Genomic DNA, 24,693 nt, shown 5'->3' with positions numbered 1-24,693 from the left:
GCACGCCGTTCGGCGGGATGCGGGGGCGAGCGCGGGCGGGCGCGGGTGCGGCGGCGGGCGCGAGCGCGGGCGCGGCGTGGATGCCCGCGGAGACACCTCGACGCCCCGGCGGCGCGGAATGTGCCGGGGCGTCGAGATTCTGTTGCCGGGGCTTCCCGGCGGTCTGGTGCGCGCCCGTGGCGGGCGCGAGCGGGCTACGCCTGCGCGCGGATGGCGGCTTCGAGCACGTCGAGGCCGTCGTTCAGCAGCTCGTCCGTGATGGTGAGCGGCGGGAGGAGGCGCACGACGTTGCCGTAGGTGCCGCACGAGAGGAGCACGACGCCCTGGCTGAGCGCGTCGGCGACGATCGCCTTCACGGCCGCCGGGTGCGGCTTCTTCGTGGTCGTCGCCGTGCCGGCCTCGACGAACTCGAACGCCAGCATGGCGCCGCGTCCGCGGACTTCGCCGATGATCGTGTTCTCGCCGAGCTCGGCGCTGAGCGCCTCGAAGCGCGTCTTGACGATGGTCTCGATCTCGAGGGCGCGGGCAGCGAGCTGCTCATCCTCCATGATGCTGATCGTGGCGAGCGCGGCGGCCGTGGCGACGGGGTTGCCCGTGTAGGTGCCGCCGAGTCCGCCGACGTGCACGCTGTCCATGATCTCGGCGCGGCCGACGACGGCCGAGAGCGGCATGCCGCCCGCGACGCCCTTGGCGATCGTGACGAGGTCGGGCACGATCTCCTCGTGCTCGGACGCGAACCAGGCGCCGGTGCGGCACATGCCGGCCTGCACCTCGTCGGCGATGAAGACGACGCCGTTGGCCTTCGCCCACTCGACGAGCGCGGGGAGGAAGCCCTCGGCGGGGACGATGAAGCCACCTTCGCCCTGGATGGGCTCGATGATGATGGCCGCGACGTTGTTGCCGCCGACCTGCTTCTCGATGACGTCGATCGTGCGGGCTGCCGCCTCGGCGCCGGTCAGGCCGTCACGGTACGGGTAGCTCATGGGCGCGCGGTAGACCTCTGGCGCGAAGGGCCCGAAGCCGTCCTTGTACGGGATGTTCTTCGCGGTGAGGGCCATCGTGAGGTTCGTGCGGCCGTGGAAGGAGTGGTCGAACGCGATGACGGCGTTGCGGCCGGTCGAGTGGCGGGCGATCTTGACCGCGTTCTCGACGGCTTCCGCACCCGAGTTCAGGAGGACGGCCTTCTTGGCATGGTCGCCCGGCGTGATCTCGATGAGCTTCTCGGCGACGGCGACGTAGCCCTCGTACGGGGTGATGCCGAAGGCGGTGTGCGTGAAGTGCGACGCGGCTTCCTGCACGGCGGTGACGACGCGGGGGTGGGATGCGCCGACGTTGGTCACGGCGATGCCCGCGCCGAAGTCGACGAACTGGTTGCCGTCGACGTCGCGGATGACGGCGCCATCAACGTCAGCCGCGTACACGGGGACTGCGGGAACGAGCGATGCGGAGACGCTCGCCTCACGACGGGCCGTCAGGGCCTGGGACTTGGGGCCTGGAATGGCGCCTTCGAGCTTGCGCTCCTGGGCAATGCGGAACTCCGTCACGATGCTTCCCTTCCTCGGGGTTCGACCTCTTGGTATGGCTTGAAGGCTACGCGGCTCTTTCCTCCGCAACGAATGGGCACGCGCACGACCCGTCCTACCGCGGCTGTGCATCCGTCTAAGCGTGCCTACAATCGGGGCATGCTTGCCACCGTCGACACGCTTCTCGCGGACCGCTCCCTCGGCCTGACCCTGCTCACCGGAGCCCCCACGACGAGGCGGACGGGCATCGAGTGGGTCGCGACGACCGAGCTGCTCAACCCGCAGCCGTTCCTCACGGGAGGCCAGCTGGTGCTCACGACGGGGATGCGCCTGCGCGGCACGCGCGCGTACCGCTCGTTCGTGGACTCGCTCGTCGCGGCCGACACCGTGGCGCTCGGCGTCGGCACCGGCTTCACGCACGAGAGCGTGCCGGAAGCCCTCGTCGCCGCAGCCGAGCAGGCCGGCCTCCCCCTGTTCGAGGTGGCCTACGAGACGCCGTTCGCGGCCCTCACCAAGGTCGTCACGCAGGCGAGCACCGACGCGCAGCACTCGCGCCTCGAGGGCGAGCATCGGCAGCAGCAGCAGCTCGTCACCGCGCTGCTCTCCGATGGCGGCGTCGCCGGGCTCGCCGCGCGCCTCGGGCGGCTCACGAGATCGCACGTCGCCGTGACGCGTCTCGGCGAGCTCCTGGCGGGCAGCCTCGACGTGCAGGATGAGGCCGTGAGCGGCTGGGACGCGCTCCCCATCTCCACGGGACAGTCGGCCGGCGCGACGCTCCACATCACGAGCCCGCGTGTCAACGAGGGGCTCGTGAACTACGCGCGCTCCCTCCTGAGCCTGCAGCTCATGCAGGACGCGCGCCGCGTGCGGGCGGCCCGCGACGCGTCGGGTCTCGTGCTGCACGACCTCGTGCAGGGGAAGTTCGCGGTCGAGGACGCCGAGCGGCGGCTGACCGCGCTCGGCGTCGCGACGGGGCAGGCCGCGCGCGTGCTCGTCGCCGAGACCGACGATCGGCGCACGGCGGAACTCACCGCGCTCCCGTTGCCCGCCGAGCTGCAGTCGTCGGTCTCCGCGGTGTTCGATGGCCGCCTCGTCGTGATCGCGCCCGAGCGGACCCGAATGCCCGCGGCGGCTGAGGCGCTCATCGGCCTCGCACGGTCGGCGGGCATCGCGGCACGAGTGGGCATCGGCGACCTCTACCCGACGTCGCTCGCGCTGCGCTGGAGCTACTTCGAGGCCCGGGATGCGCTGCGGAACGCCCCGCAGGACGTGGACGTCGCCACGTCGGCCCGCCTCTCCATCTCGTCGCTGCTCCTCGCGAGCCGCGACGTTCCCGTGCTCGAGCTGGCCGCTGAGGTGCTCGGCCCGCTCGAGACGCACGACACCGAGCACGGCTCCACTCTCCTCGCGACCCTCGACGCGTATTTCGCGCACTCCGGCCAGATCGCGCAGGTCGCGGAGGAGCTCGGCACGCATCGCAACACCGTGCGCTACCGACTCGACCAGATCGCGAGCATCACGGGCCTCGACCCCCGCGTCATGGCCGAGGGTGTGCAGCTGTGGCTCGCGGGCGCGGCCAGGCGCCTCAGCCCGAGCGGCGGGATGCGCGACTGAGCTGCGCGAGCGGACCCTGCGGGCCGTCCGCTCTGCCAGACTTGGCGCATGCGCACCTCCGTGACCCTCCCGAACGGCGTCGAGATCGAACGAGACGACGCCGTCGACGTCACCGTCGACGTCCTGGAGGTGGAGGACCTCGCCTTCGCGCACGTCTGCCGCTCCCTGCGCCCGCAGCTGCAGCCACCCGCTGGCCTCATCGTGACGATGCCCGCCGGCGACGACGTGCTCGGCTACGTGTATCGCGAGGAGCAGCGCGAGGACGGCCGCCGCGACGAGCTCGACGACACCGACTCGCTGTTCGTCGACATCCACGAGCTCACGTTCGAGTTCGACGCACCCCGAGACGCCGACATGGACGAGGACGGCGTGCGGGGCCTGCTCGCGCGCGCCCGCCCCGAGACCGCGCTGAAGGTCGAGGGCGTCGAACTGCTCGACCTGCGGGACGGCCCCATGTCGCTCATCACGTGCCGTCCGCCTCGCGCGTGGACCTTCCGTCAGCTCGTGCTGGAGGTGCAGCTGCTCCGCGGCTCCTACATGGCCCTGCACTACAAGAGCTAACGGCGGCGCTGCGTCACCTCTCGCCAGCGGACCGCGCGCGACGGTGCCACGGCGAACGTCAGGAACCAGCCCCCGGAGTACGCGAAGAGCGCGACCAGCCCCATCGCGGCGACCGGACTCGCGAACACGCCGAGCGCCAACACCCCGAGCACCGCCAAGATCACGACCACCCGCCGCAGCCAGGCCGGGACGTGCACAAGGTACCTCGTGGTCGCCCACCCGGCGAGGGCGGCGACCACGAGCACGACGGGTCCCAGCCAGAACTCTGCGAGCGCGAGGAACACCGCGAACGCGATCGCCAGGACGAATTCGAGGACCGCCAGCAGCACGAAGCCGCGCCTCGACGGCGCAGCCATGGTCCGCTTCTGATACTCGGCGCCCTTGCGGGCAGCCCACCCGTAGACCATGCGAATGCCGCAGCTACGCCAGGCGCTGCGTCCAGCCCATGAGGTCGGGCAGCTCGCCGTTCTGGATACCCGTCAGCTCGGCGCGGATGCGCATGCTCACCGAGTCCTCCGTGAGCGCCGGGTTCTCGATCGTGAAATCGGGCGACTTGACCTTGCCGATCGGCGAGATGACGGCCGCGGTGCCGCACGCGAAGGCCTCGACGATCGACCCGTCGGCGACGCCCTCGCGCCACTCGTCGATCGTGATGCGCCGGTGCTCGATTCTGCGACCGGCCCGCTCGCACAGCTCCAGCACGCTGTCGCGTGTGATGCCGGGGAGGATGGAGTCGCTCAGCGGGGTCAGGATCGTGCCGTCGGACTTGATGAGCACGATGTTCATGCCGCCGAGCTCCTCGAGGTACCTGTTCTCGGAGGAGTCGAGGAACAGCACCTGCTCGCATCCGTTCGCGTACGCCTCCTCCTGCGGGAGCAGCGACGACGCGTAGTTGCCGCCGCACTTCGCCGCACCCGTGCCGCCGGCACCCGCGCGCGAGTACTCCTGCGAGAGCCAGATGTCGACGGGGCGCGTGGGGTCGGAGAAGTACGAGCCAGCCGGGCAGGCGATGACCATGTAGCGCACCGTCTGCGCCGCACGCACGCCGAGGAAGTTCTCGAACGCGATCATGAACGGGCGCAGGTAGAGGGTCTTGCCCTCGCCGGCCGCCGGAACCCACTGCTCGTCGATCTGCACGAGCTGGCGCACCGATTCGAGGAAGAGCTCCTCGGGCAGCTCCGGCAGCGCGAGCCGCTTCGCCGAGTTCTGCAGGCGCTGCGCGTTGCGCTCTGGCCGGAATCCGAAGACCTCTCCCCCGCCGTGGCGGTACGCCTTGAGGCCCTCGAAGATCTCCTGGCCGTAGTGGAACACTGCCGAGGATGGGTCGACCTGCAGCGGGCCGTACGGCACGACGCGGGCGTCGTGCCAGCCGTCGGCGACCGTCCAGTCGATGATCACCATGTGGTCGGTGAAGTGCTTGCCGAACCCGGGGTCGGCGAGCACCGCCTCCCGCACCTCGACGGATGCGGGAGCCGGGTTTCGCTCGACCGAGAACTCGAGGGACGCGCCGGCGGTGCGTGCGGCCTGCGTCGTCGTGCCTGGCTGGGTGCTGCTGGTGTCGCTCATGCGTTGGTTCCTTGCGCGGTCAGTCGGGAGATGATGGCGTCGCCGATCTCGGACGTGCTCCTGGATGCCCCGCCTCGCGACGCGAGGTCGGCGCGGCAGGCTGCATCGAGGGCTGCGGCTGCGTCGATGAGTCCGAAGTGCTCGAGCAGCAGAACGACGGAGAGGATCGCCGCCGTCGGGTCGGCTTTGCCGAGGCCCGCGATGTCTGGTGCCGAGCCGTGGACTGGCTCGAACATGCTGGGGAATTCGCCTTCGGGATTGATGTTGCCCGAGGCCGCCAGCCCGATGCCGCCGGTGATGGCTGCGGCAAGGTCGGTCACGATGTCGCCGAACAGGTTATCGGTGACGATCACGTCGAATCGCGATGGGTTCGTGACGAAGAAAATCGTAGCAGCGTCGACGTGCAGGTACTCGACGGCGACGTCAGGGTAGTCGGCGGAGACCCGGTCGACGACGCGCTGCCAGAGCACGCCGGCGTTGACGAGCACGTTCTTCTTGTGCACGAGCGTGAGGTGCTTGCGGGGGCGGGACTTGGCCTTCTCGAACGCGTACCGCACGGTGCGCTCGACGCCGTAGGCCGTGTTCACGGAGACCTCGGTCGCGATCTCCTGCGGGGTGCCGACGCGGACGACGCCGCCGTTGCCGACATACGGCCCCTCGGTGCCCTCGCGCACGACGACGAAATCGACCTCGCCGGGGTCGCTCAGCGGGGTCTTCACGCCGGGCGAGATCGCGCCAGGGCGCAGGTTGATGTAGTGGTCGAACGCGAAGCGCAGCTTGAGGAGCAGGCCACGCTCGATGATACCCCCGGCCAGTCGCTCGTCGGCTGGGTCGCCGCCGACGGCGCCGAGGAGGATGCCGTCGTGCTGCGCGAGCGCGTGCAGCTCCGCGTCTGAGATGATCTCGCCGGTCTCGAGGTAGCGGGCCGCGCCGAACGGGTACTCCGTGAGCGTGAGCTCGACGCCTGCCGGCAGCGCAGCCCGAAGCGCGCGCTGCGCCTCGGCGGTGACCTCCGGACCGATCCCGTCGCCCGCGATGACGGCGATGTCGAGCTTCTCTGGCGCTGCACGTTCCGACACGAGGCGTCCTTTCCTGCCGACGGCGGTCGCGGCTCCCCCAGTTTAGGCCGCAGCCGGGCTAGCGTCGGTCGTCATGACCACCGCGATCCTGCGCCGCAAGGACGATCTGCCGCGTGCGCGCGCCGCCAGCCGCCTCACGGCCTACGTGTACGGCAACATCATCATCCTCGCGACGCTCCTCGGGCTCGTGCACGCGGGCGAGAATCCTGGCGAAGGTGCGATCGTGGTCCTCGCGACCGGGGGCACGACGCTCCTCGCGCACCTCATCGCCGACGCGGTCGGCCACTCCACGAGGGCCGAGGTCGGCGAGCGCCGCGAGGGCACGGCGCACATCGAGTTCCTGCACGAGCTGCGGGATGCGGTGCCGATCGCCTCGGCTGCGTCCATCCCGGCCGCGATCCTCGGAGTGGCCGCACTCGGCGTCATCGGCGGCGAGACGGCGCAGCTCGTCGCGGAGATCGTGATCATCGTGCGGCTCGCTGCGATGGGCTTCACGGTGCAGCGCATCCGCGGCGCGCTGTCCAACTTGCGTGATGGATACGCCAGGACAGCCCCGCAAAGACCCGCCGACCCGCATCCATCCCGCAAGAGCGTCATGCACGCACGTCCCGTCGGCAGAACGCGACGACTGCGGAGCCGACCAGTGCCACGACCGCGAGGAAGAACACCGCGTAGGCGCTCCCAGGGTCGAGCGCTGCCGCCGGGTTCGCTGCGGTCACGGCGGCAGCATCGAACAGCTGCGCGCCAGCGATCGTGGGCAGGAACTTCGCCCACGACGTCAGGAAGACCAGGACAAGCGAGAGCTGCGAGACCGCGATGAGCACGAGCAACGGCACCAGGGCCTGGCGGACCAGGACCGCGAAGCTGAACCCGATCAGCGCGATACCCGTCCAGTAGACGACTCCGCCCAGCCAGCGCACCAGGAGCGAGACGGGCACGCCGTCGCTGAGCACACTGAGCGATCCGAGACCGAGCTGACTGCAGATGCTGAGCAGCGGGATCGTCACCGCTCCGAGCAACGTCACGGTGACGGCGAGGACCGAGATCTTCGCCAGGAAGAGCCTGAACCGGTTCGGCACCGCGACGAGCGAGGTCCGGATCTGTCCGCCGGAGAACTCACCGCTTCCCGCGAGCACCCCCACGATGATGACGCCGATCTGCCCGAGCGCGATCCATTCGAGGCCGACGACCTCCGGCGTCGTCCCGGCGGCGAGCATCGGGTCGTCGACGCGCAGCCCCTCGCCAACCGAGGGGGCGGTGACTGCGGCCATCAGGACCGGCACGACGAAGCTCACGGCCAGCGTGATGAGGACCGCTCTGAGAGTGAAGAGCTTCCAGGACTCTGACGCCAGCGCCATCTTCACGCGGCACCACCCGCAATATGCTCGGCGCGACCCTGCGTCCAGGCGAAGTACGCGTGCTCGAGGCTGTCGTACCCCGCGACCAGGCTCGTCGCCGCCCCCGCCCTGATGACCGTTCCGCGCGCCATCACGACGAGGTCGTCAGCCATGGACTGCATCTCCCCCATGAGGTGCGACGAGATGAGCACCGTGCGGCCGGAACCCGTCAGCGAGCGCGCAAGATCCCGTATCCAGCGAATGCCCTTCGGGTCGAGCCCGTTCATCGGCTCGTCAAGGATCACGACCTCCGGGTCCCCGAGGAGCGCGGCCGCGATGCCCAGACGCTGCCCCATGCCCAGAGAGAAGGTCCCGACGCGGCGGTCAGCGACGTCCGACAGCCCGACGAGCTGCAGCGTCTCCGGGATGCGCGCGGACGAGATCCCGTTGCTCGCCGCCATCCATCGGAGGTGCGCTCTCGCCGTGCGTCCGCGATGGGCACCCGACCCGTCGAACTGCGCGCCGACGCGGGTCAGGGGACGCCGCAGGCTTCGGTACTCGGAGCCGAGCACCGACGCGCGCCCGGACGTCGCTCGGTCGAGGCCGAGCAGGATGCGCATCGTCGTCGACTTGCCCGCTCCGTTCGGGCCGAGCAGCCCCGTCACCCTGCCTGCTCTGGCTTCGAAGGTCACGGACTCGATGGCAGTCCGCTTCCCGTAGATCTTTGTCAGGTTCTCGACTTCGATCATGAACCGACCCCCTTTTCTGCGTGGTTGACGGCCCAGGAGCGGACCGAGAGAAATCCAGCGACGGCGAAGACGCCGATCCAGCTCAGCAGCACGAGAAGCCCGAGCCTCGGCCCCAGGTCCCCGGCAAGCGGAGCGTCCTGGAGCAGCAGTTGAGCGCCCGCCTGGTCGGGCAGGAACCTGGCGGCCGAGGTGAACTCGAGCAGGTACGGCGAGATGGCGAGCGTGAGCGCCAGCATGGCGGTGAGCCCGACGACGCCGCTGCGGAACGCCGACGAGATCAGGAATGAGAGCAGGCTGATGAGCGACCAGTAGACGATGTACCCCGCGAGCAGGCGGAGGTCTCCACCGGGAAGGCTCGTCAGGCTGCCGACCGCGCGGCAGTCGAGGACAGCGCAGCGGGCGGCATAGCTTCCCAGGACGGCGGGAAGGGCGACCGCGACGCCGAACGCGAGCGCGGAGAGGGCCTTCGCGAGGAAGAAGCTGCGCCGGTCGGGGACAGCGAGCAGCGAGGAGGCGATGACACCGTTGTCGCGCTCCTGCGCGAAGACACTCGCCCCCAGGAAGACCGCCCCGATCTGTCCGTAGTGCAACACCACGAGAAAGGCCGACTGAGGTTCGAGTCCGCCAGCAGCGGTGACATCCCCCGAGAGCATCGCCTGGTGCGTCAGCGCGGTGATGCCGTACGCGGCACCGATCACGACCGCGACGGTTGCGAGACTCGCGATCCGCGACGAACGCAGTGAGGTGAACTTGATGGCTTCCGCGCGGAGCGCGTGGAGGAACGTGGCCATGGCCTGCTGCCCTCGGTCGAGTGGACGCTCCTGATCGGGTGCCGTGCTGTCCGGTCCATGTGGCTAGCGTGGCACTCGGGTGGTCAGCGGACCATCATTCGAAAGTTCGAGCCCTGGACACCAGGCTGATCCCACAGGACAATGCGTGTTTTGCCCCAATTGAGTCGCGACGAGCACCCCATCCCGGGCCCAAAGAACAACGCTGCCTGCGTTCCCAACCGCGGCGATCTCGCGGGGTTGGGAACGCAGGCAGCGCTTGTGTGGGTGACGCGGGGCGTTACATCTAGCTCTCGACGATGTCGATCTCGTGCAGCTCGGAGGCGCCGATCGCGTCGCGCAGGTGCGCGAGCAGCTCGTCGCTGGCCGGCTCGTCGATCGTCAGCACGGAGAGGGCCTGGCCGCCCTCTTCGTCGCGGGCGATCTGCATGCCGGCGATGTTGACGCCTGCCTCGCCGAGCGCGGCACCGTAGACGGCGACGACACCGGGGCGGTCGCTGTAGACCATGACGAGGTGGTGCGCGGCGAGGGGCACCTCGATGCTGTAGCCGTTGATGCCGACGAGCTTCTCGATCTGCTTCGGACCCGTGAGGGTTCCGGAGACGGAGACCGTCTTGCCGTCGCTGAGCGTCGCGCGCAGCGTGAGCACGTTGCGGTACTCGTCGCTGTCCTCGTCGACGTTCATGCGCACGTCGAGGCCGCGCTCCTCCGCCAGGAGCGGCGCGTTCACGTAGGAGACCTGCTCGGTGACGATGTTCGTGAAGAACCCCTTGAGCGCGGCGAGGCGCAGCGCCTTCACCTCGTAGCGGGCGAGCTCGCCGTGCACCTCGATGTCGAGGGCGACGGGAGAGGCGCCGATGAGGCCCTGCAGGAACTGACCGAGCTTCTCCATGAGCGGGATGCCGGGGCGCACGTACTCGTCGATGATGCCGCCAGCGACGTTGACCGCGTCCGGCACGAGCTCACCGGCGAGGGCGAGGCGCACGGAGCGCGCGACGGAGACGCCGGCCTTCTCCTGGGCTTCATCGGTGGATGCGCCGAGGTGCGGCGTGAGCTGCAGGTTCGGCTGGTCGAGGAGGTCGCGGTTCGATGGCGGCTCGGTGACGAACACGTCGAGCGCTGCCCCCGCGATGGTGCCGGACTCGAGGGCGTCGCGGAGCGCGTTCTCGTCGATGATGCCGCCGCGCGAGCAGTTGACGATGCGCAGTTCGGGCTTGGCGAGCGCGAACTGGGCCTCGCCGATGAGACCGGTGGTCTCGGGCGTGCGCGGGATGTGGATGGTGATGAAGTCGGACTGCGCCATGAGCTCTTCGAGGGTGAGGAGCTGCACGCCCAGCTGCGAGGCGCGGGCGGGCGTCACGTAGGGGTCGTAGGCGACGAGGTTGACGCCGAAGCCCTTGAGGCGGTCGACGACGAGCGTGCCGATGCGGCCGAGGCCCACGATGCCGATGGTCTTCTCGAACAGCTCGACGCCCGTGTACTTCGAGCGCTTCCAGTCCCCTGCCTTCATCGACGCGTTGGCGTTCGGGATGTGGCGGGCGAGCGAGATGATGTGGCCGACCGCGAGCTCGGCTGCCGAGGTGATGTTCGAGGTGGGCGCATTGACGACCATGACGCCGGCCTTCGTGGCGGCGGGCGTGTCGACGTTGTCGAGGCCGACGCCGGCGCGGGCGATGATCTTCAGGTTCGGGGCCGCGGCGATCGCCTCGGCGTCGACCTGGGTCGCGCTGCGCACGAGGATCGCGTTGGCCTCGGCGAGTGCCTCGAGGAGCGCGGGACGATCGGTGCCGTCGACCTGGCGGACTTCGAAGTCGGGACCGAGCGCATCCACGGTTGCGGGGGAAAGCTGCTCGGCAAGCAGAACGACGGGCTTTGACACGTGAAGAATCCTCCAGTGGAGACAGGGAGTCTGCGGGCGCAGGCCGAAGCGATCCTATCGCGAGGCGCGCTTTCGCCTCACGTCGCCGTAACACTGAGCGATCGCTGACGAGGAAGGGCCGGCCGCGAGCGGATGCTCGGGCCGGCCCAACGCAGCTCAGGACTGCAGACGGGAGTGACGCTTAGCGCGCGACCTGTCCGTCGACGTAGTCGCTGTCGGTCTGCTTCCAGGCGAAGAGCTTGCGCAGCTCCTGGCCGGTCTTCTCGATGGGGTGCGACTCGCCCTTCTTGCGGAACTCGGCGAATTCGACGCCGCCGTTGTCCTGGTCGTCGATGAAGCGCTTCGCGAACGCGCCAGACTGGATGTCGGCGAGCACGGCCTGCATGTTGGCCTTGACGCTCGGGTCGATGACGCGGGGGCCGGACACGTAGTCGCCGAACTCGGCCGTGTCGGAGACCGACCAGCGCTGCTTGGCGATGCCGCCCTCCCAGATGAGGTCGACGATGAGCTTGAGCTCGTGGAGCACCTCGAAGTAGGCGATCTCGGGCTGGTAGCCAGCCTCGGTGAGCGTCTCGAAGCCGTACTGGATGAGCTGCGACGTGCCACCGCAGAGCACAGCCTGCTCGCCGAAGAGGTCGGTCTCGGTCTCTTCCGTGAAGGTCGTCTTGATGACGCCGGCACGCGTTCCACCGATGGCGGCCGCGTAGGAGAGGGCGGTTGCCCATGCGGTGCCGGATGCGTCGTTCTCGACGGCGATGATGTCCGGGATGCCGCGGCCTGCGACGAACTCGCGGCGCACCGTGTGGCCGGGGGCCTTCGGGGCGACGAGGATGACGTCGACGCCCTCGGGAGCGTCGATGTAGCCGAAGCGGATGTTGAAGCCGTGCGCGAAGGCGAGGGTCTTGCCTGCGGTGAGCTTGTCCTTGACGCTGTCCGTGTAGATCGAGCGCTGGTGCTGGTCCGGCGCGAGGATCATGATGACGTCGGCCCACTCGGCCGCGTCGGCGACGTTCAGGACCTCGAAGCCGTCTTCCTGTGCCTTGGGGGCGGACTTCGAGCCGTCCTTGAGGCCGATCTTGACCTCGACACCGGAGTCGCGGAGGTTCTGCGCGTGGGCGTGGCCCTGCGAGCCGTAGCCGACGACGGCTACCTTCTTGCCCTGGATGATGCTCAGGTCGGCGTCGGTGTCGTAGAGGATTTCAGCCACGTGTGTGCTCCTTGGTTGTTGGCGTTTGGCGTGTGGGTTCTTCAGTGCCGGTCGGCACAGGGCAGGTGAGCGCTGGCCGGTGGCTCAGCGCGAGACCCGCTCGGTCATCGACTTCGATCCGCGGCCGACGGCGACGAGGCCGGACTGGACGATCTCGCGGATCCCGTACGGCTCGAGGACGCGCAGGAAGGCCTGCACCTTCCCGGTGTCGCCCGTGGTCTCGATGACCAGCGCGTCCGTTGCCACGTCGACGACGCGGGCCCGGAAGAGGTTGACGGCTTCGATGACCTGCGAGCGGGTCGCGGAGTCGACCTTGACCTTGACGAGCAGGTGCTCGCGCTGGACGGACGCGTCGTATTCGAGCTCGACGATCTTGATGACGTTGATGAGCTTGTTGAGCTGCTTCGTCACCTGCTCGAGCGGGAACTCCTCGACATCGACGACGACCGTGATGCGGGAGAGCCCGTCGACCTCGCTCGCGCCGACGGCGAGCGATTCGATGTTGAAGCCTCGGCGGGCGAAGAGCCCGGCGACGCGTGTCAGCAGGCCTGGCTTGTCCTCCACGAGGAGGGAAAGGACGTGCTTCGACATGGTCTACTCCCCCTCGAAGGTCGGGCTGTGTTCTTTGGCGTACTGGACGAAGCTGTTCGAGACGCCCTGCGGCACCATCGGCCACACCATGGCGTCTGCGCTCACGACGAAGTCGATGACGACGCTGCGGTCGTTGGTCTCGAGCGCGAGCTTGATGGCGGCGTCGATCTCCTCTTCCTTCGTGACGCGGATGCCGAGCGCCCCGTAGGCGTCGGCGAGCTTCACGAAGTCCGGGATGCGGACCGTCTCGTGCCCCGTGTTCAGGTCGGTGTTCGAGTGGCGGCCGTCGTAGAAGAGGGTCTGCCACTGCCGCACCATGCCGAGCGACGAGTTGTTGATGATGGCGACCTTGATGGGTATGTCGTTGATGGCGCAGGTCGCGAGTTCCTGGTTCGTCATCTGGAAGCATCCGTCGCCGTCGATGGCCCACACCGTGCGGTGCGGCTCGGCGACCTTGGCGCCCATGGCCGCCGGGATGGCGTACCCCATGGTGCCGGCGCCGCCGGAGTTGAGCCACGCGTTGGGGCGCTCGTACTTGACGAACTGCGCTGCCCACATCTGGTGCTGTCCGACGCCTGCCGCGTAGATCGCTTCCGGCCCCGTGAGCTCGCTGATGCGCTGGATGATGCGCTGCGGCGAGAGGAGTCCGTCGCTCGGGTCGGTGTACCCGAGCGGGAACTCGGCCTTGAGGCCGTCGAGGTAGGTCCACCACTCGTCGAGGCGTTCCGTGTCGGCGGGCGCATGGTCGGTGACGGCGGCGAGGAGGTCGATGGCGACCTCGCGGGCGTCGCCGACGATCGGCACGTCGGCGGTGCGGATCTTCGAGATCTCGGCGGGGTCGATGTCGACGTGGATGACCTTCGCGTTCGGTGCGAAGAGCGCCGCCTTGCCGGTCACGCGGTCGTCGAAGCGGGCGCCGATGGTGATGAGCAGGTCCGCTTCCTGCAGCGAGAGCACAGCGGGCACGGTGCCGTGCATGCCCGGCATGCCGAGCATCTGCGGGTGCGAGTCGGGGAACGCGCCGCGAGCCATAAGGGTCGTGACGGCTGGCGCCCCGGTCTTCTCGACGAGTCGCTGCACTTCCGCGGAAGCACCCGAGCGGACGATGCCGCCACCCAGGTAGAAGACGGGCTTCTTGGCCTGCGCGATGAGCTGCGCCGCGGCGAGGATCTGCTTGCCGTGCGCCTTGAGCACCGGACGGTAGCCGGGCAGGTCGAGCTTCACGGGCCAGACGTACGGCGCCTTCTTCTGCTGCGCGTCCTTCGTGATGTCGACGAGCACGGGTCCCGGACGACCGGTCGAGGCGATGTGGTAGGCGGAGGCGATGGCCGCGGGGATCTCCTCTGGCGTGCGAACCAGGATGCTGTGCTTCGTCACCGGCATGGTGATGCCGATGATGTCGGCCTCCTGGAAGGCGTCCGTGCCCATGAGGTGCGAGAACACCTGGCCGGTGATGGCCAGCAGCGGCACCGAGTCCATATAGGCGTCGGCGATCGCGGTCACGAGGTTCGTCGCGCCGGGCCCGCTCGTCGCGATGCACACGCCGGTCTTGCCGCTCGCCGAGGCGTATCCCTCGGCCGCGTGGCCGGCACCCTGTTCGTGGCGAACAAGGATGTGGCGGAGCTTCGTGCTGTCGAGCAGCGGGTCGTATACCTCGATGATGGCGCCACCCGGCAGCCCGAAGACGTCCGTGACCCCGAGGTTCTCGAGGGTGCGGACGACAGCCTGGGCTCCGGTCAGCATCTCGGGCTCGTGCCCAGCGGAGGGTGATGACGCCGCGGCGATGCGGGCGGCAGTTTCCTGCGTCATGAGATCCGTTCTTCTTCGTGCTCGATGGCTCGAGCGCAGTCGATGAGGCGCAGCCCTGGATCAGAGTCGAGACTCTGGATCAGAGTCGAGACTCTGGATCAGAGTCGAGACTCTGAGGGCTAGCCCGTGGTCGCGCCCTCGGACGCGCTGCGGACGAGCTTCGAGTATTTCGCAAGCACGCCGCGCGTGAACTTCGGAGGGAGCGGTTCCCAGCCTTCTCGGCGGGAGGCGAGCTCGGCTTCGTCGACGAGTAGGTCGATCGAGCGAGCCGCGATGTCGACCCGAATCAGATCTCCACTGCGGACGAAAGCGATGGGACCTTGGTCGACCGCTTCCGGTGCAATGTGGCCGATGCACAGGCCGGTTGTGCCGCCTGAGAATCGTCCGTCCGTCAAGAGTAGTACATCCTTGCCGAGACCCGCGCCCTTGATGGCCGCTGTGATGGCGAGCATCTCGCGCATGCCTGGTCCGCCCTTCGGACCTTCGTAGCGGATGACGATGACGTCGCCCGCTTCGATCTCCCCGTTCGTGAGGGCATCCATCGCGCCGCGCTCGCGCTCGAACACGCGGGCCGGCCCCTCGAAGACGTCGGCGTCGAAGCCGGCCGTCTTCACGACGGCACCCTCGGGTGCCAGCGAGCCGTGCAGCACCGTGATGCCGCCCGTCGCGTGGATGGGGTTGTCGATCGTGTGCACGACGTCGCCGTCGACCGGGTCCGGGTTGAGGTCGCGGAGGTTCTCGGCGAGGGTCTTGCCCGTGACGGTGAGCGCGTCGCCGTGCATGAGGCCCTCGTCGAGGAGCGCCTTCATGACGACGGGGATGCCGCCGTGGCGGTCGACGTCGTTCATGACGTACTTGCCGAACGGCTTCATGTCGGCGATGTGTGGAACCTTGTCGCCGATGCGGTTGAAGTCGTGCAGGGTGACGTCGACCTGGGCCTCGCGAGCGATCGCGAGGAGGTGGAGCACGACGTTGGTCGAGCCGCCCAGCGCCATCGCGAGCGCGATGGCGTTCTCGAACGCTTCCTTCGTGAGGATGTCGCCAGTCGTGATGCCCTGGCGCAGCAGGTTGACGACGGCCTCGCCCGAGCGGTGCGCGAACGCGTCGCGGCGCCGGTCGGCGGACGCCGGAGCGGCCGATCCCGGCAGGCTGAGGCCGAGCGCCTCGGCGACGGACGCCATCGTGTTCGCCGTGTACATGCCGCCGCAGGCTCCCTCACCCGGGGCGAACGCGCACTCGATGCGCTTCAGGTCGGCCTCGGACATCTTGCCGGCCTTGCACGCGCCGACTGCCTCGAAGGAGTCGATGATCGTGATGTCCTTCTCGGTGCCGTCCGAGAGCTTGACCCAGCCGGGCGCGATGGATCCGGCGTACAGGAAGACGCTCGAGAGGTTCAGACGGGCGGAGGCCATGAGCATGCCGGGGATGGACTTGTCGCATCCCGCGAGCAGCACGGTGCCGTCGAGGCGCTCCGCCATGACCACCGTCTCGACCGAGTCGGCGATGACCTCACGCGAGACGAGGGAGAAGTGCATGCCCTCGTGGCCCATGGAGATGCCGTCGGAGACGGAGACGGTGCCGAACTGCAGCGGGTAGCCGCCGCCCGAGTGGACGCCTTCTTTGGCGCCCTGGGCAAGGCGGTCGAGGGAGAGGTTGCACGGCGTGATCTCGTTCCACGAGGACGCGATGCCGATCTGCGGCTTGTCCCAGTCTTCGTCGCCCATGCCGACCGCGCGGAGCATGCCCCGCGAGGTGGTGGCTTCGATGCCGTCGGTGACGACCCGACTGCGTGGCTTGATGTCGACTTCTGGCTCAGGCATGCCCGCCATTCTACGCCGCGGAGAAGGTCGCCCCGCGCCGCCGGGAGCGCCTACTTCTCGCCGTGCCCGAGACCCTCGTGCTCGGGTGCCGGCTCCTTCTCCGGTTCCCCGGTCCGCACGGCCTGCGCGCGCGTCAGCTCGTCGTCGGTTCGGCGCTGGGCGCTCTCGACCGCCGCGGCGAGCTCGTCGACGTGCAGCGACACGTTGTCGAACTGCCGGCTGCGGTATCCGGCTCGAGCGAGCATCGTCGCGCCGGCCGGGGTCGTGAGCATCTGGAAGAACATGATCGGGATGAGGAACAGGATCGTGGGCAGGTGCGTCTGCTGCACGGCGAGGCCGATGAGCAGGAACATGAGGCCCGCGATCTGCGGCTTCGTCTGCGCGTGCATCCGCATGAGCACGTCGGAGAAGCGCATGAGGCCCACCCCGGCGGCGAGGGACAGGATGGCTCCCAGCCCGAGGCAGACGAGGGAGACGACGTCGAGCGCATCCACCGGGGCGTTCTCCACGAGCAGCCCACCGGAGGCGAGCAGAGCGTCAGAAGCGCTCATTGGCGTTCGCCTCCTGTCGGGTGACGTGCCTGGCGACGGCGACCGAGGCGATGAACGCGGTCATGGCGAGGGCAAGCACGAGCGGGATCGTGTCGGTGTGTCCGCGGATGATCATGTCGGCGACGAGCACGCAGATGAGGATCGTGAGGAGCGCGTCGGAGGCGACCATGCGGTCGACGATGGACGGACCGCGGATGATGCGGATCACCGCGAGGAGCGCCGCGACGGCGAACATCGCTCCGAACATCCAGACGAGGACGTCGATGACCATCACTTGCGTCCCTCCTTCGCTGCTGATGCGCCGGCGGATGAGCCCTTGACGACGACGGGCGTGTCGTGCGCGAACTGCTTGTCGCGGATCGCCTCGTGCTTCTTCTGCGCAGGCGATTGGCCGATGGGCTCGAGCCCACGACGCACGCGGTCGCGGTTGACCCGCCAGAGGTCGTCGCGGGTCCCGAGCGCGAGCGCGAGCCCCTCCTCCACGTCGAGCGCGAGCGCCTTGACCGATTCGACGGACTCGTCGGTCGAGGCGTCAAGCACGTGCAGGTAGAGCACGGAGTGCATCCGGTCGACTTCGACGACCATCGAGCCGGGGATGAGCATGTTGACCTCGGCCGTCAGCGTGAGGATGAAGTCGCTGCGCGTGCGCAGCTGCACCGAGACGACGGAGCCGAGCGGCGGCTTCGCTGGCCGGAACGCCAGCCACGCGACGATGAACGACGCGCTGACCAGCCGGTACATGAACTTCGCGAAGAAGACGAGCGTCCACCACAGGTTGATGCGGCCGGAGAGGTCGACGGCCGGCAGGTAGAAGACCTCGACGATGATGACCGAGAAGATGATCCCGGTGACGACGCTGATGACGTCGACGTGGCCCCACAGCACCAGCCAGAACGCGACGAGCGCGAGCAGCAGCGGCAGCTGGACGAGGATGGCATGGCGCCTGGGCTTGCGGGCGCTGCCGTCTTTCACCTTCATGGCTTGAGCACCTCCCCGTTGGAGACCGAGCTGATGTACTCAGCCGGGAACAGATCGAACGCGGCCGTCTCGGACCACTCGTAGATGGGGCCGGCGAAGATCGTGATGGCGACGCTCACGGCGACCATGGTGGTCGTCGCGATCGTCATGAGCCGCGACGACGACTTCGTCTCGGTGACGACGGCCGACTCCGGGGTGTCGGAGATGCGCTCCGTCATCGGCGAGGAGAAGTCGACGACCTGCTCCTGCGTGCGCCAGAAGCCCAGGTTCCAGACGCGGATCAGCGCGTACAGGGTGAGGAGGCTCGTGACGGCTCCGGCGCCGATGAGCACGTAGCTAAGCACGCTGCCCTGTGCCGCGCCCGCCGTGAAGAGGCCGAGCTTCCCGATGAAGCCCGAGAACGGCGGGATGCCGCCGAGGTTAAGCATCGGGATGAAGAACAGCACGGCCACGAACGGCGCCCGCTTGAGCATCCCGCCCAGGTGGGTCAGCGACGAGGAGCCCGCGATGCGCTCGATGAGCCCCGTCACGAGGAACAGCGCGGTCTGCACGATGATGTGATGGACGATGTAGAACACCGTCGCGGCGTAGCCGAGCTCGGTGCCGAGGGCGACGCCGAAGATCATGTAGCCGATGTGGCTGACGAGCGTGAACGACAGCATTCGTCGGATGCCGGCCTGGGCCACCGCGCCGAGGATGCCGACGATCATCGTGAGCAGGGCGATCACCATCAGCAGCACGGAGATGTCGTTGTCCCAGAAGAGCAGCGTCTCCGTCCGCAGGATCGCGTACACGCCGACCTTCGTCAGCAGGCCCGCGAAGACAGCCGTGACCGGCGCTGGCGCTGACGGGTACGAGTCCGGCAGCCAGAACGACAGGGGGAACAGCGCCGCCTTGATGGCGAAGGCGATGAGGAGCGGCATGTGCAGCATGAGCTGCACGTCCTGCGGGAGCTCGGCCATGCGAACCGCGATCTCCGCGAAGTTCACCGTGCCGACCGCACCGTAGATGAGGGCGATGGAGCCCAGGAAGATGAACGACGAGACCAGGCTCACGACGATGTAGGTGACGCCGGCCTTGATGCGCTCCGTCGTTCCGCCGAGCGTGATGAGCACGAAGCTCGACACGAGCAGGATCTCGAAGCCCACGTACATGTTGAAGAGGTCGCCAGCGATGAAGGCGTTGTAGACGCCCGCGGAGAGCACGAGGTAGGTCGGGTAGAAGATCGAGACCGGCGTCTCGTCGTCGCCGTCCGCCGCGCCCTGGCCGATCGAGAAGGCCATGACCGCGAGCAGCACGATGCTCGTGACGACGACGAGCATCGCCGACAGCTGGTCGACGACGAGCGAGATGCCGAACGGCGCGAGCCATCCGCCGCCCTGGACGACCAGCGCCTCGCCAGATGTGGTGACCGCGACGAGCAATCCGATGCTGACGCCGAGCGCGAGCACGAGCGTCGCCTGGGCGATGAAGATCTGGAGGCGCGCCGCGCGGGCGGCGGTCAGCGCCAGGGCCGCGCCGATGAGCGGCACGAGCACGATGAGGGGAACGAGCCAGGTCATGAGCGCTCCCCCTCTCCTGCGGTGTCGTCGTGCGGTTCGGTGTGGCCATCGGAACCCGAGTCGAGGCCGACCTCGCGAGCTCCGGCAGGCTGCGAGCCCTGCTCGGCGTCCGCATCCTGCTCACCCGCCCGGAACTCCTCGAGCTCCTCGTGCCGGTTGCTCGGCTCTGTGGCCTTCACGGATACGTCGGCGAAGCTGTCCTTGCCCGACCCTGGTTTCGGCCCATCGCCCATGTTGATGCGGGCAGTCGAGACCGCCGCTTCCGCGTACTCGCCGAACTCCGTGTCCCCGGACTCGTCCTCGTCGAACTCCTCGTCGTCCTGCGAGAGGTCCGCGGTGCGCATCGCGATGTCCTCTTCGTCGTCGCTCACCGTGTCCGCCTGCGCGAGTCTCCACGAGCGGTAGATGAGGGCGAGCATGAACGCGGTCACGCCGAAGGTGATGACGATGGCGGTGAGGATGAACGCCTGCGGGATCGGGTCGGAGTAGTCCTCCGGCGCGATGTCGGCGTCGTAGATCGGGGCGAGCCCGAAACTGCCCGACATGAAGAAGATGAGGATGTTCGTGGCGTTGCCGACGAGCAGGATCCCGAGGAGCATCCGCGTCAGGCTGCGCTCGAGGAGCAGGTACACGCCGCATGCGTACAGCACGGCCATGCCGACGAGCAGCACGAGGGACAGGGTCATGAGCGGGTCACCTCCTCGGATCCGACGGGTTCGATGTCGCTCTGATCTGCCTCGACCTCTTCGTTGACACGGGCAAGCGCCCCGGTGTTGTAGCCCGTCTCACCGGGCTCGCCTCCCTCGCCCTGCAGACCGTCGTGCTCAGCGGCCGAGTCCGAGTCGGGAGACGCATCCTGTTCGATCTGCAGGTCGATCTCCGAACCGAGCGAGCGCAGGATGTCGATGACCAGCGCGATGACGATGAGGTAGACGCCGATGTCGAACACGGTGGAGGTGACGAAGACGAACTGTCCCACCCCCGGGATGTCCTGATCGATCCAGGATGAGGTGAACGGCGCCTGGCCGAAGAAGATCGGCACGAGAGCCGTGAGCGTCGCGAGCAGGAAGCCGATGCCGAGGAGACGGCCCGCATCCACCTTGACGGCCTCGTCGAGCTCGGCCCGGCCACCCGCGAGATAGCGCGCAGCAAGGGCGAGGCTCGCGACCGCACCGCCGGCGAAGCCGCCGCCCGGGGTGTTGTGGCCGGTGAAGAGCAGGAAGAGCGAGGCGATGAGCAGCGCGTGGAACACGAGCCGCACGACCACCTCGAGGATGATCGAGCGGTTGCTCGGGGCGAGCGACTTGCCGGCGATGAGCCAGACCTTGCGGCGCTCCCCCTGCAGCTTGTCGGCCCGGCCGAGCTTCTGCCCGGCCGCGCTCACGGCGGCGAGGTCGATGGGTTCGGTGACGGGGCGTGATGCGCGGCGGAACCGCGGCCCGCGCGCCGCGTCGACCCGCGAGCGACCCCGGTTGTTGAGATAGACGAGGCTCGCAACACCCGTAGCGGCCGCGATGAGCACGGAGAGCTCACCCATGGTGTCCCATCCGCGGATGTCGACGAGCGTGACGTTGACGATGTTGGAGCCGTGGCCGCCCTTGTAGGCGAACTCCGGGAAGAACACGGAGTCTGGGATCGCCTGGCGGGAGGCGAGGGAGATCCACGCGACGATGGCGAGGACGAGTCCGACGGATCCGCCGATGAGCCACCTCAGCCACGACGGCGGGTTCTTGAGCGCCTTGCCGTGGCGGGCAGGGAGCCTGCGCAGCACGAGCACGAAGACGACGAGCGTGATCGTCTCGATGAGGGCCTGCGTGATCGCCAGGTCCGGTGCGCCCGAGAGCGCGAAGAGCCCGGCCATGCCGTAGCCCGTGACGCCCACGAGGATGACTCCCTGGAACCGCTTCTCCGAGGTGGTCACGAAGAACGCCGCGAGGATCATGATCGGGATGATCGCGATCTCCTGCCAGCGGATCTCGGTCTCGAAGGCCGGGACGGGCGTGTCCATGGTGACGAGCGTGAACACGGACGCCACGACGAACATGATGAAGATCGATGCGAGGTAGAAGGGAAGCGAGCCGCGCTGGGTCGTCGCCGTCGTGCGCGCCGCGATGACATCCACGACGCGCATCGTGGTCCAGTAGCCGCGAGACGACTCGATGAGCGGAGGCACCTTCGCCTGCGCGCGGGCCACTCCGGCGCGCCAGACGAAGAGCAGGCCACCGACGATGAACGTGCCGATCGTGATGAAGAGCGCCGGCTCGAACCCGTGCCAGAGCGCCAGGTGGTACGGCTTGACGCCGGGCAGCTCCGGCAGTGTGTCCGCGTACATCGCGAGCACCGGGTCGACGAGACCGGACGCGAAGCCCAAGCCGAGCGAGGCGGCGACGAGGATGAGCGGGGAGAACATGAAGTCGAGGTGCTCGGGCACGTAGCGCACCCGCTCGACGTCCGGCTTCGACGCGAAGGCCCCATAGAGGAACCGGGCCGAGTAGGCGACCGTGAACACGGTGCCGATGATGACGCCGATGAGCGCGATCCACCCCCACACGCTCCCGGCCTCGCCCGCCTCGAGGAGCGCCGTGAGGATCGCCTCCTTGGCGACGAACGTGAACATCGGGGGCACGCCGGCCATGGCCGCGATCGCCAGCGCCGTCATCCAGAACAGGACGGGCGCCGCCTTCGCGAGCCCCGACAGCTTGCGGATGTCGCGGGTACCCGTGCGGTGGTCGATCATGCCGACGATGAGGAAGAGCGCGGCCTTGAAGCAGGCGTGCGCGATGACCATGGCCAGGCCCGCGAGCGCCGCGTCCCGCGTGCCGAAGGCGACGACGATGGTCATGAAGCCGAGCTGGCTGACGGTGCCGTAGGCGAGGATCAGCTTCAGGTCGTGCTGGCGCAGCGAGCGCCACCCGCCGATGAGCATCGTCGCGATGCCGATCGTGACGAGCACCTCTCGCCACCCCGGCATCTCGGCGAAGCCGGGCGCGAGGCGGGCGATGAGGTAGATGCCGGCCTTCACCATGGCCGCGGCGTGCAGATACGCACTCACCGGTGTGGGAGCGGCCATCGCCGCAGGCAGCCAGAAGTGGAACGGGGCGAGCGCCGACTTCGTGACGGCGCCCGAGAGCACGAGCATCACGGCCGTGATCGTGAAGCCGTCGAACTCGGGCGGGTTGGCGATGATCTCGGAGAGCAGCGTCGTGCCGGTCGAGGCGTGCAGCATGACGAGGCCGACGAGCATGGCCAGGCCGCCGAGCGTCGTGACGAGCAGCGCCTGCATGGCGGCACCGCGGCTCGCGCGCTTCGACGAGTAGTGGCCGATGAGGAGGAACGAGAGCACGCTCGTCGCCTCCCAGAAGATGAAGAGGAGGTAGATGTCGTCGGCGAGGACGAGGCCGAACATGACGCCCGCGAACGCCAGCAGCACCGCGGCGAAGCGCCCGAGGTCGGGCTCGTCTGGCTTGAAGTAGCGGCCGCAGTAGATGAGCACGAGCGCGCCGATGCCGGTGACGATGAGCGTCATGATCCACGCCAGCACGTCCATGCGCATGGCGATGGCGACGTCGATCTGCGGGATCCAGGGGACGCTCTCGACGAGCACCTCACCGCTCAGGATGCGCGGACCGAGCAGCGCAGTCCAGACGAAGGCGGCGGCGGGGATGGCGGCGGCGGCGAGGAACGTCACGTTCCGTAGCCACCTGTGGAGCACTGGGATGAGGATGCTCGCGCCGAGGAAGATAGCCAGGAACGCGATCATTCGGCCTCCTGGAGCTCATGCAGCGGTGTGGACGAATCGATTTTACCTGGCAGTTGTCTGCGTGTGTGCCGAATGCCTCGCTCGATAGCGTGAGTGCATGCATCATTCTCCGCCTGGACCCCGGCCGACGGCGACGGGAGCGCGTGCGCTGGCGCCCGATGCCGCGCGTGGTTTCGCTCTGCTGTTCATCGCGATCGCGAACCTCACCGTGTATCTGTACGGCAGAGACCAGGGCATCCTGTTCCGTCCGGTGGATGCCGGACTCGGCGACCGGGTCGCCGATGTCCTCGGCGCGCTGTTCATCGACAACCGGAGTTTCCCGCTGTTCTCGTTGCTGTTCGCCTACGGCTTACACCAGCTCGTGACGCGTGAGGAAGCGCTCGGCACAGCGTGGCCCGTCGTCAGGCGGCTGCTCGTGCGGCGCAACGCGTGGCTCTTCGTCTTCGGGGCACTGCACGGACTGCTCCTCTTCATGGGCGACATCATGCACACGTACGCGCTCGCCGGGTTCGTGCTCATCCTGCTGATGAGGTCGCCGAACTGGGTGCTCTGGCTGGTCTTCGGCATCACGGCCCCGCTCGCCGTGGCCTTCGGCAGCGGTGACGGCGCGGCGGCGTCCGGGCTCGCCGCGGTGGGCGGCGCGGCCGATCCGATGATGCCCTCCGCCGTGAGCGCGACGCTCCTCGACGCTCAGCTCGCGCGAGCCGGCGAGTTCCTTCCGCTCCTCGCATTCGCGCCGTTCACCGTCCTCGGCGTGCTCCCGCCCATGATGCTGGGCCTGCTCATGGCCCGGAGCCAGCTGCTCGAGCGCCCGTGGCAGCACGCTCGCGCGGTCCGCAGCATCGCGATCGGTGGCGTCTCGGCCGCCATCCTCGGGGGCCTCCCCTTCGCCTTCGGCCTGGCGCTCGGGTTCGAGCCGGGCCCCGTCTGGTTCCTCGCAGGCTCACTGCATGCGGCCACCGGCATCCTGGCCGGTGCCGGCTACGCCGCGCTCTTCGCACTCATCGTCGCGGGCACGCAGCGCTCCGGCTCCCGCCCCGGCCCGGTGATCGGGGCGCTCACCGCCCTCGGACGTCGCTCCATGTCCGGCTACCTCGCACAGTCGGTCATCTTTTTTGCGATCATGCCGGCCTGGTCGATGGGGCTCGGCGCCACCGTGGGCACCGGCGGTGCGCTCCTCGTCGGCACCGGCACCTGGCTCGCAACGCTCCTCGGTGCCGTCCTCCTCGAGCGGATGGGCAAGCCGGGGCCCGCGGAATGGGCGATCCGGAGGCTCAGCTACGGGCGACCACCCGCCAGAGCGGTCGTACGATAAGCCG

General features: G+C 68.6%; 22 protein-coding genes. 3 read left to right on the top strand and 19 right to left on the bottom strand.

The annotated features are described in order from the left end of the window. Positions 1 to 194: 194 nt before the first annotated feature. On the bottom strand, positions 195 to 1,544 hold the full coding sequence (gene gabT / locus ABVF28_RS12405) for a 4-aminobutyrate--2-oxoglutarate transaminase (protein ID WP_371030694.1): 1,350 nt from the start codon (positions 1,542 to 1,544) through the stop codon (positions 195 to 197). 138 nt (positions 1,545 to 1,682) lie between these two features. Here gabT and ABVF28_RS12400 point away from each other — a divergent pair, with 138 nt between their 5' ends. Together ABVF28_RS12400 and ABVF28_RS12395 are read left to right on the top strand one after the other, a co-directional pair. Beyond that, on the top strand, positions 1,683 to 3,137 hold the full coding sequence (locus ABVF28_RS12400) for a PucR family transcriptional regulator (protein ID WP_371030693.1): 1,455 nt from the start codon (positions 1,683 to 1,685) through the stop codon (positions 3,135 to 3,137). Between the two features lie 48 nt (positions 3,138 to 3,185). Continuing rightward, positions 3,186 to 3,698, top strand: a complete 513-nt coding sequence (locus ABVF28_RS12395) for a hypothetical protein (protein WP_104311106.1) — start codon at positions 3,186 to 3,188, stop codon at positions 3,696 to 3,698. Here ABVF28_RS12395 and ABVF28_RS12390 read toward each other — a convergent pair. The 18 genes from ABVF28_RS12390 to ABVF28_RS12305 form a co-directional block, all read right to left on the bottom strand. Continuing rightward, positions 3,695 to 4,054, bottom strand: coding sequence for a hypothetical protein (locus tag ABVF28_RS12390; RefSeq protein ID WP_371030692.1), 360 nt, complete (start codon positions 4,052 to 4,054; stop codon positions 3,695 to 3,697). The two genes, ABVF28_RS12395 and ABVF28_RS12390, sit on opposite strands and share 4 nt — an antisense overlap. A gap of 64 nt (positions 4,055 to 4,118) precedes the next feature. Next, complete coding sequence (locus ABVF28_RS12385) at positions 4,119 to 5,264, bottom strand: branched-chain amino acid aminotransferase (RefSeq protein ID WP_371030691.1); 1,146 nt, start codon at positions 5,262 to 5,264, stop codon at positions 4,119 to 4,121. Then, a complete protein-coding gene (locus tag ABVF28_RS12380; RefSeq protein ID WP_211890796.1) occupies positions 5,261 to 6,343 on the bottom strand; it encodes a 3-isopropylmalate dehydrogenase in 1,083 nt (360 codons plus the stop codon). The genes ABVF28_RS12385 and ABVF28_RS12380 overlap by 4 nt, the downstream gene beginning before the upstream one ends. A 58-nt stretch (positions 6,344 to 6,401) precedes the next feature. Beyond that, complete coding sequence (locus ABVF28_RS12375) at positions 6,402 to 6,944, bottom strand: hypothetical protein (protein WP_371030690.1); 543 nt, start codon at positions 6,942 to 6,944, stop codon at positions 6,402 to 6,404. Continuing rightward, positions 6,937 to 7,701 carry a hypothetical protein gene (locus tag ABVF28_RS12370; RefSeq protein ID WP_371030689.1) on the bottom strand — a complete coding sequence of 255 codons (765 nt, stop codon included), beginning with the start codon at positions 7,699 to 7,701 and terminating at the stop codon, positions 6,937 to 6,939. Before ABVF28_RS12370 ends, ABVF28_RS12375 begins: the two co-directional genes overlap by 8 nt. A gap of 2 nt (positions 7,702 to 7,703) precedes the next feature. Continuing rightward, positions 7,704 to 8,429, bottom strand: coding sequence for an ABC transporter ATP-binding protein (locus tag ABVF28_RS12365; RefSeq protein ID WP_371030688.1), 726 nt, complete (start codon positions 8,427 to 8,429; stop codon positions 7,704 to 7,706). Then, positions 8,426 to 9,220 (bottom strand): hypothetical protein, encoded by a 795-nt coding sequence (locus ABVF28_RS12360; protein WP_371030687.1) that lies wholly within the window; start codon positions 9,218 to 9,220, stop codon positions 8,426 to 8,428. The genes ABVF28_RS12365 and ABVF28_RS12360 overlap by 4 nt, the downstream gene beginning before the upstream one ends. 283 nt (positions 9,221 to 9,503) lie before the next feature. Beyond that, positions 9,504 to 11,096, bottom strand: coding sequence for a phosphoglycerate dehydrogenase (gene serA / locus ABVF28_RS12355; protein ID WP_104311098.1), 1,593 nt, complete (start codon positions 11,094 to 11,096; stop codon positions 9,504 to 9,506). Between the two features lie 181 nt (positions 11,097 to 11,277). Next, complete coding sequence (ilvC, locus tag ABVF28_RS12350; RefSeq protein ID WP_104311097.1) at positions 11,278 to 12,303, bottom strand: ketol-acid reductoisomerase; 1,026 nt, start codon at positions 12,301 to 12,303, stop codon at positions 11,278 to 11,280. An 84-nt stretch (positions 12,304 to 12,387) separates the two neighbouring features. Next, complete coding sequence (gene ilvN / locus ABVF28_RS12345) at positions 12,388 to 12,894, bottom strand: acetolactate synthase small subunit (RefSeq protein WP_104252353.1); 507 nt, start codon at positions 12,892 to 12,894, stop codon at positions 12,388 to 12,390. 3 nt (positions 12,895 to 12,897) lie between these two features. Continuing rightward, the gene (locus ABVF28_RS12340; protein ID WP_104311096.1) at positions 12,898 to 14,703 is read right to left on the bottom strand and encodes an acetolactate synthase large subunit; all 1,806 of its coding nucleotides are present in this window, start codon (positions 14,701 to 14,703) and stop codon (positions 12,898 to 12,900) included. 119 nt (positions 14,704 to 14,822) lie between these two features. After that, positions 14,823 to 16,523, bottom strand: a complete 1,701-nt coding sequence (gene ilvD / locus ABVF28_RS12335; RefSeq protein ID WP_104311095.1) for a dihydroxy-acid dehydratase — start codon at positions 16,521 to 16,523, stop codon at positions 14,823 to 14,825. Positions 16,524 to 16,573: 50 nt separating this feature from the next. Beyond that, positions 16,574 to 17,074 (bottom strand): monovalent cation/H(+) antiporter subunit G, encoded by a 501-nt coding sequence (gene mnhG / locus ABVF28_RS12330; RefSeq protein WP_104311094.1) that lies wholly within the window; start codon positions 17,072 to 17,074, stop codon positions 16,574 to 16,576. After that, complete coding sequence (locus ABVF28_RS12325) at positions 17,061 to 17,345, bottom strand: monovalent cation/H+ antiporter complex subunit F (protein ID WP_104311093.1); 285 nt, start codon at positions 17,343 to 17,345, stop codon at positions 17,061 to 17,063. The genes mnhG and ABVF28_RS12325 overlap by 14 nt, the downstream gene beginning before the upstream one ends. Continuing rightward, a complete protein-coding gene (locus tag ABVF28_RS12320) occupies positions 17,345 to 18,052 on the bottom strand; it encodes a Na+/H+ antiporter subunit E (protein ID WP_371030686.1) in 708 nt (235 codons plus the stop codon). The genes ABVF28_RS12325 and ABVF28_RS12320 overlap by 1 nt, the downstream gene beginning before the upstream one ends. Then, positions 18,049 to 19,614, bottom strand: a complete 1,566-nt coding sequence (locus ABVF28_RS12315; protein ID WP_104252348.1) for a Na+/H+ antiporter subunit D — start codon at positions 19,612 to 19,614, stop codon at positions 18,049 to 18,051. The genes ABVF28_RS12320 and ABVF28_RS12315 overlap by 4 nt, the downstream gene beginning before the upstream one ends. After that, the gene (locus ABVF28_RS12310) at positions 19,611 to 20,300 is read right to left on the bottom strand and encodes a Na(+)/H(+) antiporter subunit C (RefSeq protein ID WP_371030685.1); all 690 of its coding nucleotides are present in this window, start codon (positions 20,298 to 20,300) and stop codon (positions 19,611 to 19,613) included. The genes ABVF28_RS12315 and ABVF28_RS12310 overlap by 4 nt, the downstream gene beginning before the upstream one ends. Then, positions 20,297 to 23,374, bottom strand: coding sequence for a Na+/H+ antiporter subunit A (locus tag ABVF28_RS12305; protein ID WP_371030684.1), 3,078 nt, complete (start codon positions 23,372 to 23,374; stop codon positions 20,297 to 20,299). The genes ABVF28_RS12310 and ABVF28_RS12305 overlap by 4 nt, the downstream gene beginning before the upstream one ends. 97 nt (positions 23,375 to 23,471) lie before the next feature. Between ABVF28_RS12305 and ABVF28_RS12300 the strand changes: the two genes are divergently transcribed. Further along, on the top strand, positions 23,472 to 24,689 hold the full coding sequence (locus ABVF28_RS12300; RefSeq protein ID WP_371030683.1) for a DUF418 domain-containing protein: 1,218 nt from the start codon (positions 23,472 to 23,474) through the stop codon (positions 24,687 to 24,689). The last annotated feature ends 4 nt before the right edge of the window (positions 24,690 to 24,693 follow it).

It is taken from the genome of Pseudoclavibacter sp. JSM 162008 (genome assembly GCF_041366455.1).
GTDB lineage: Bacteria > Actinomycetota > Actinomycetes > Actinomycetales > Microbacteriaceae > Pseudoclavibacter.
The sequence above is the reverse complement of the archived record's forward strand: the minus strand, read 5'-3'. Positions and strand labels throughout refer to the sequence as shown.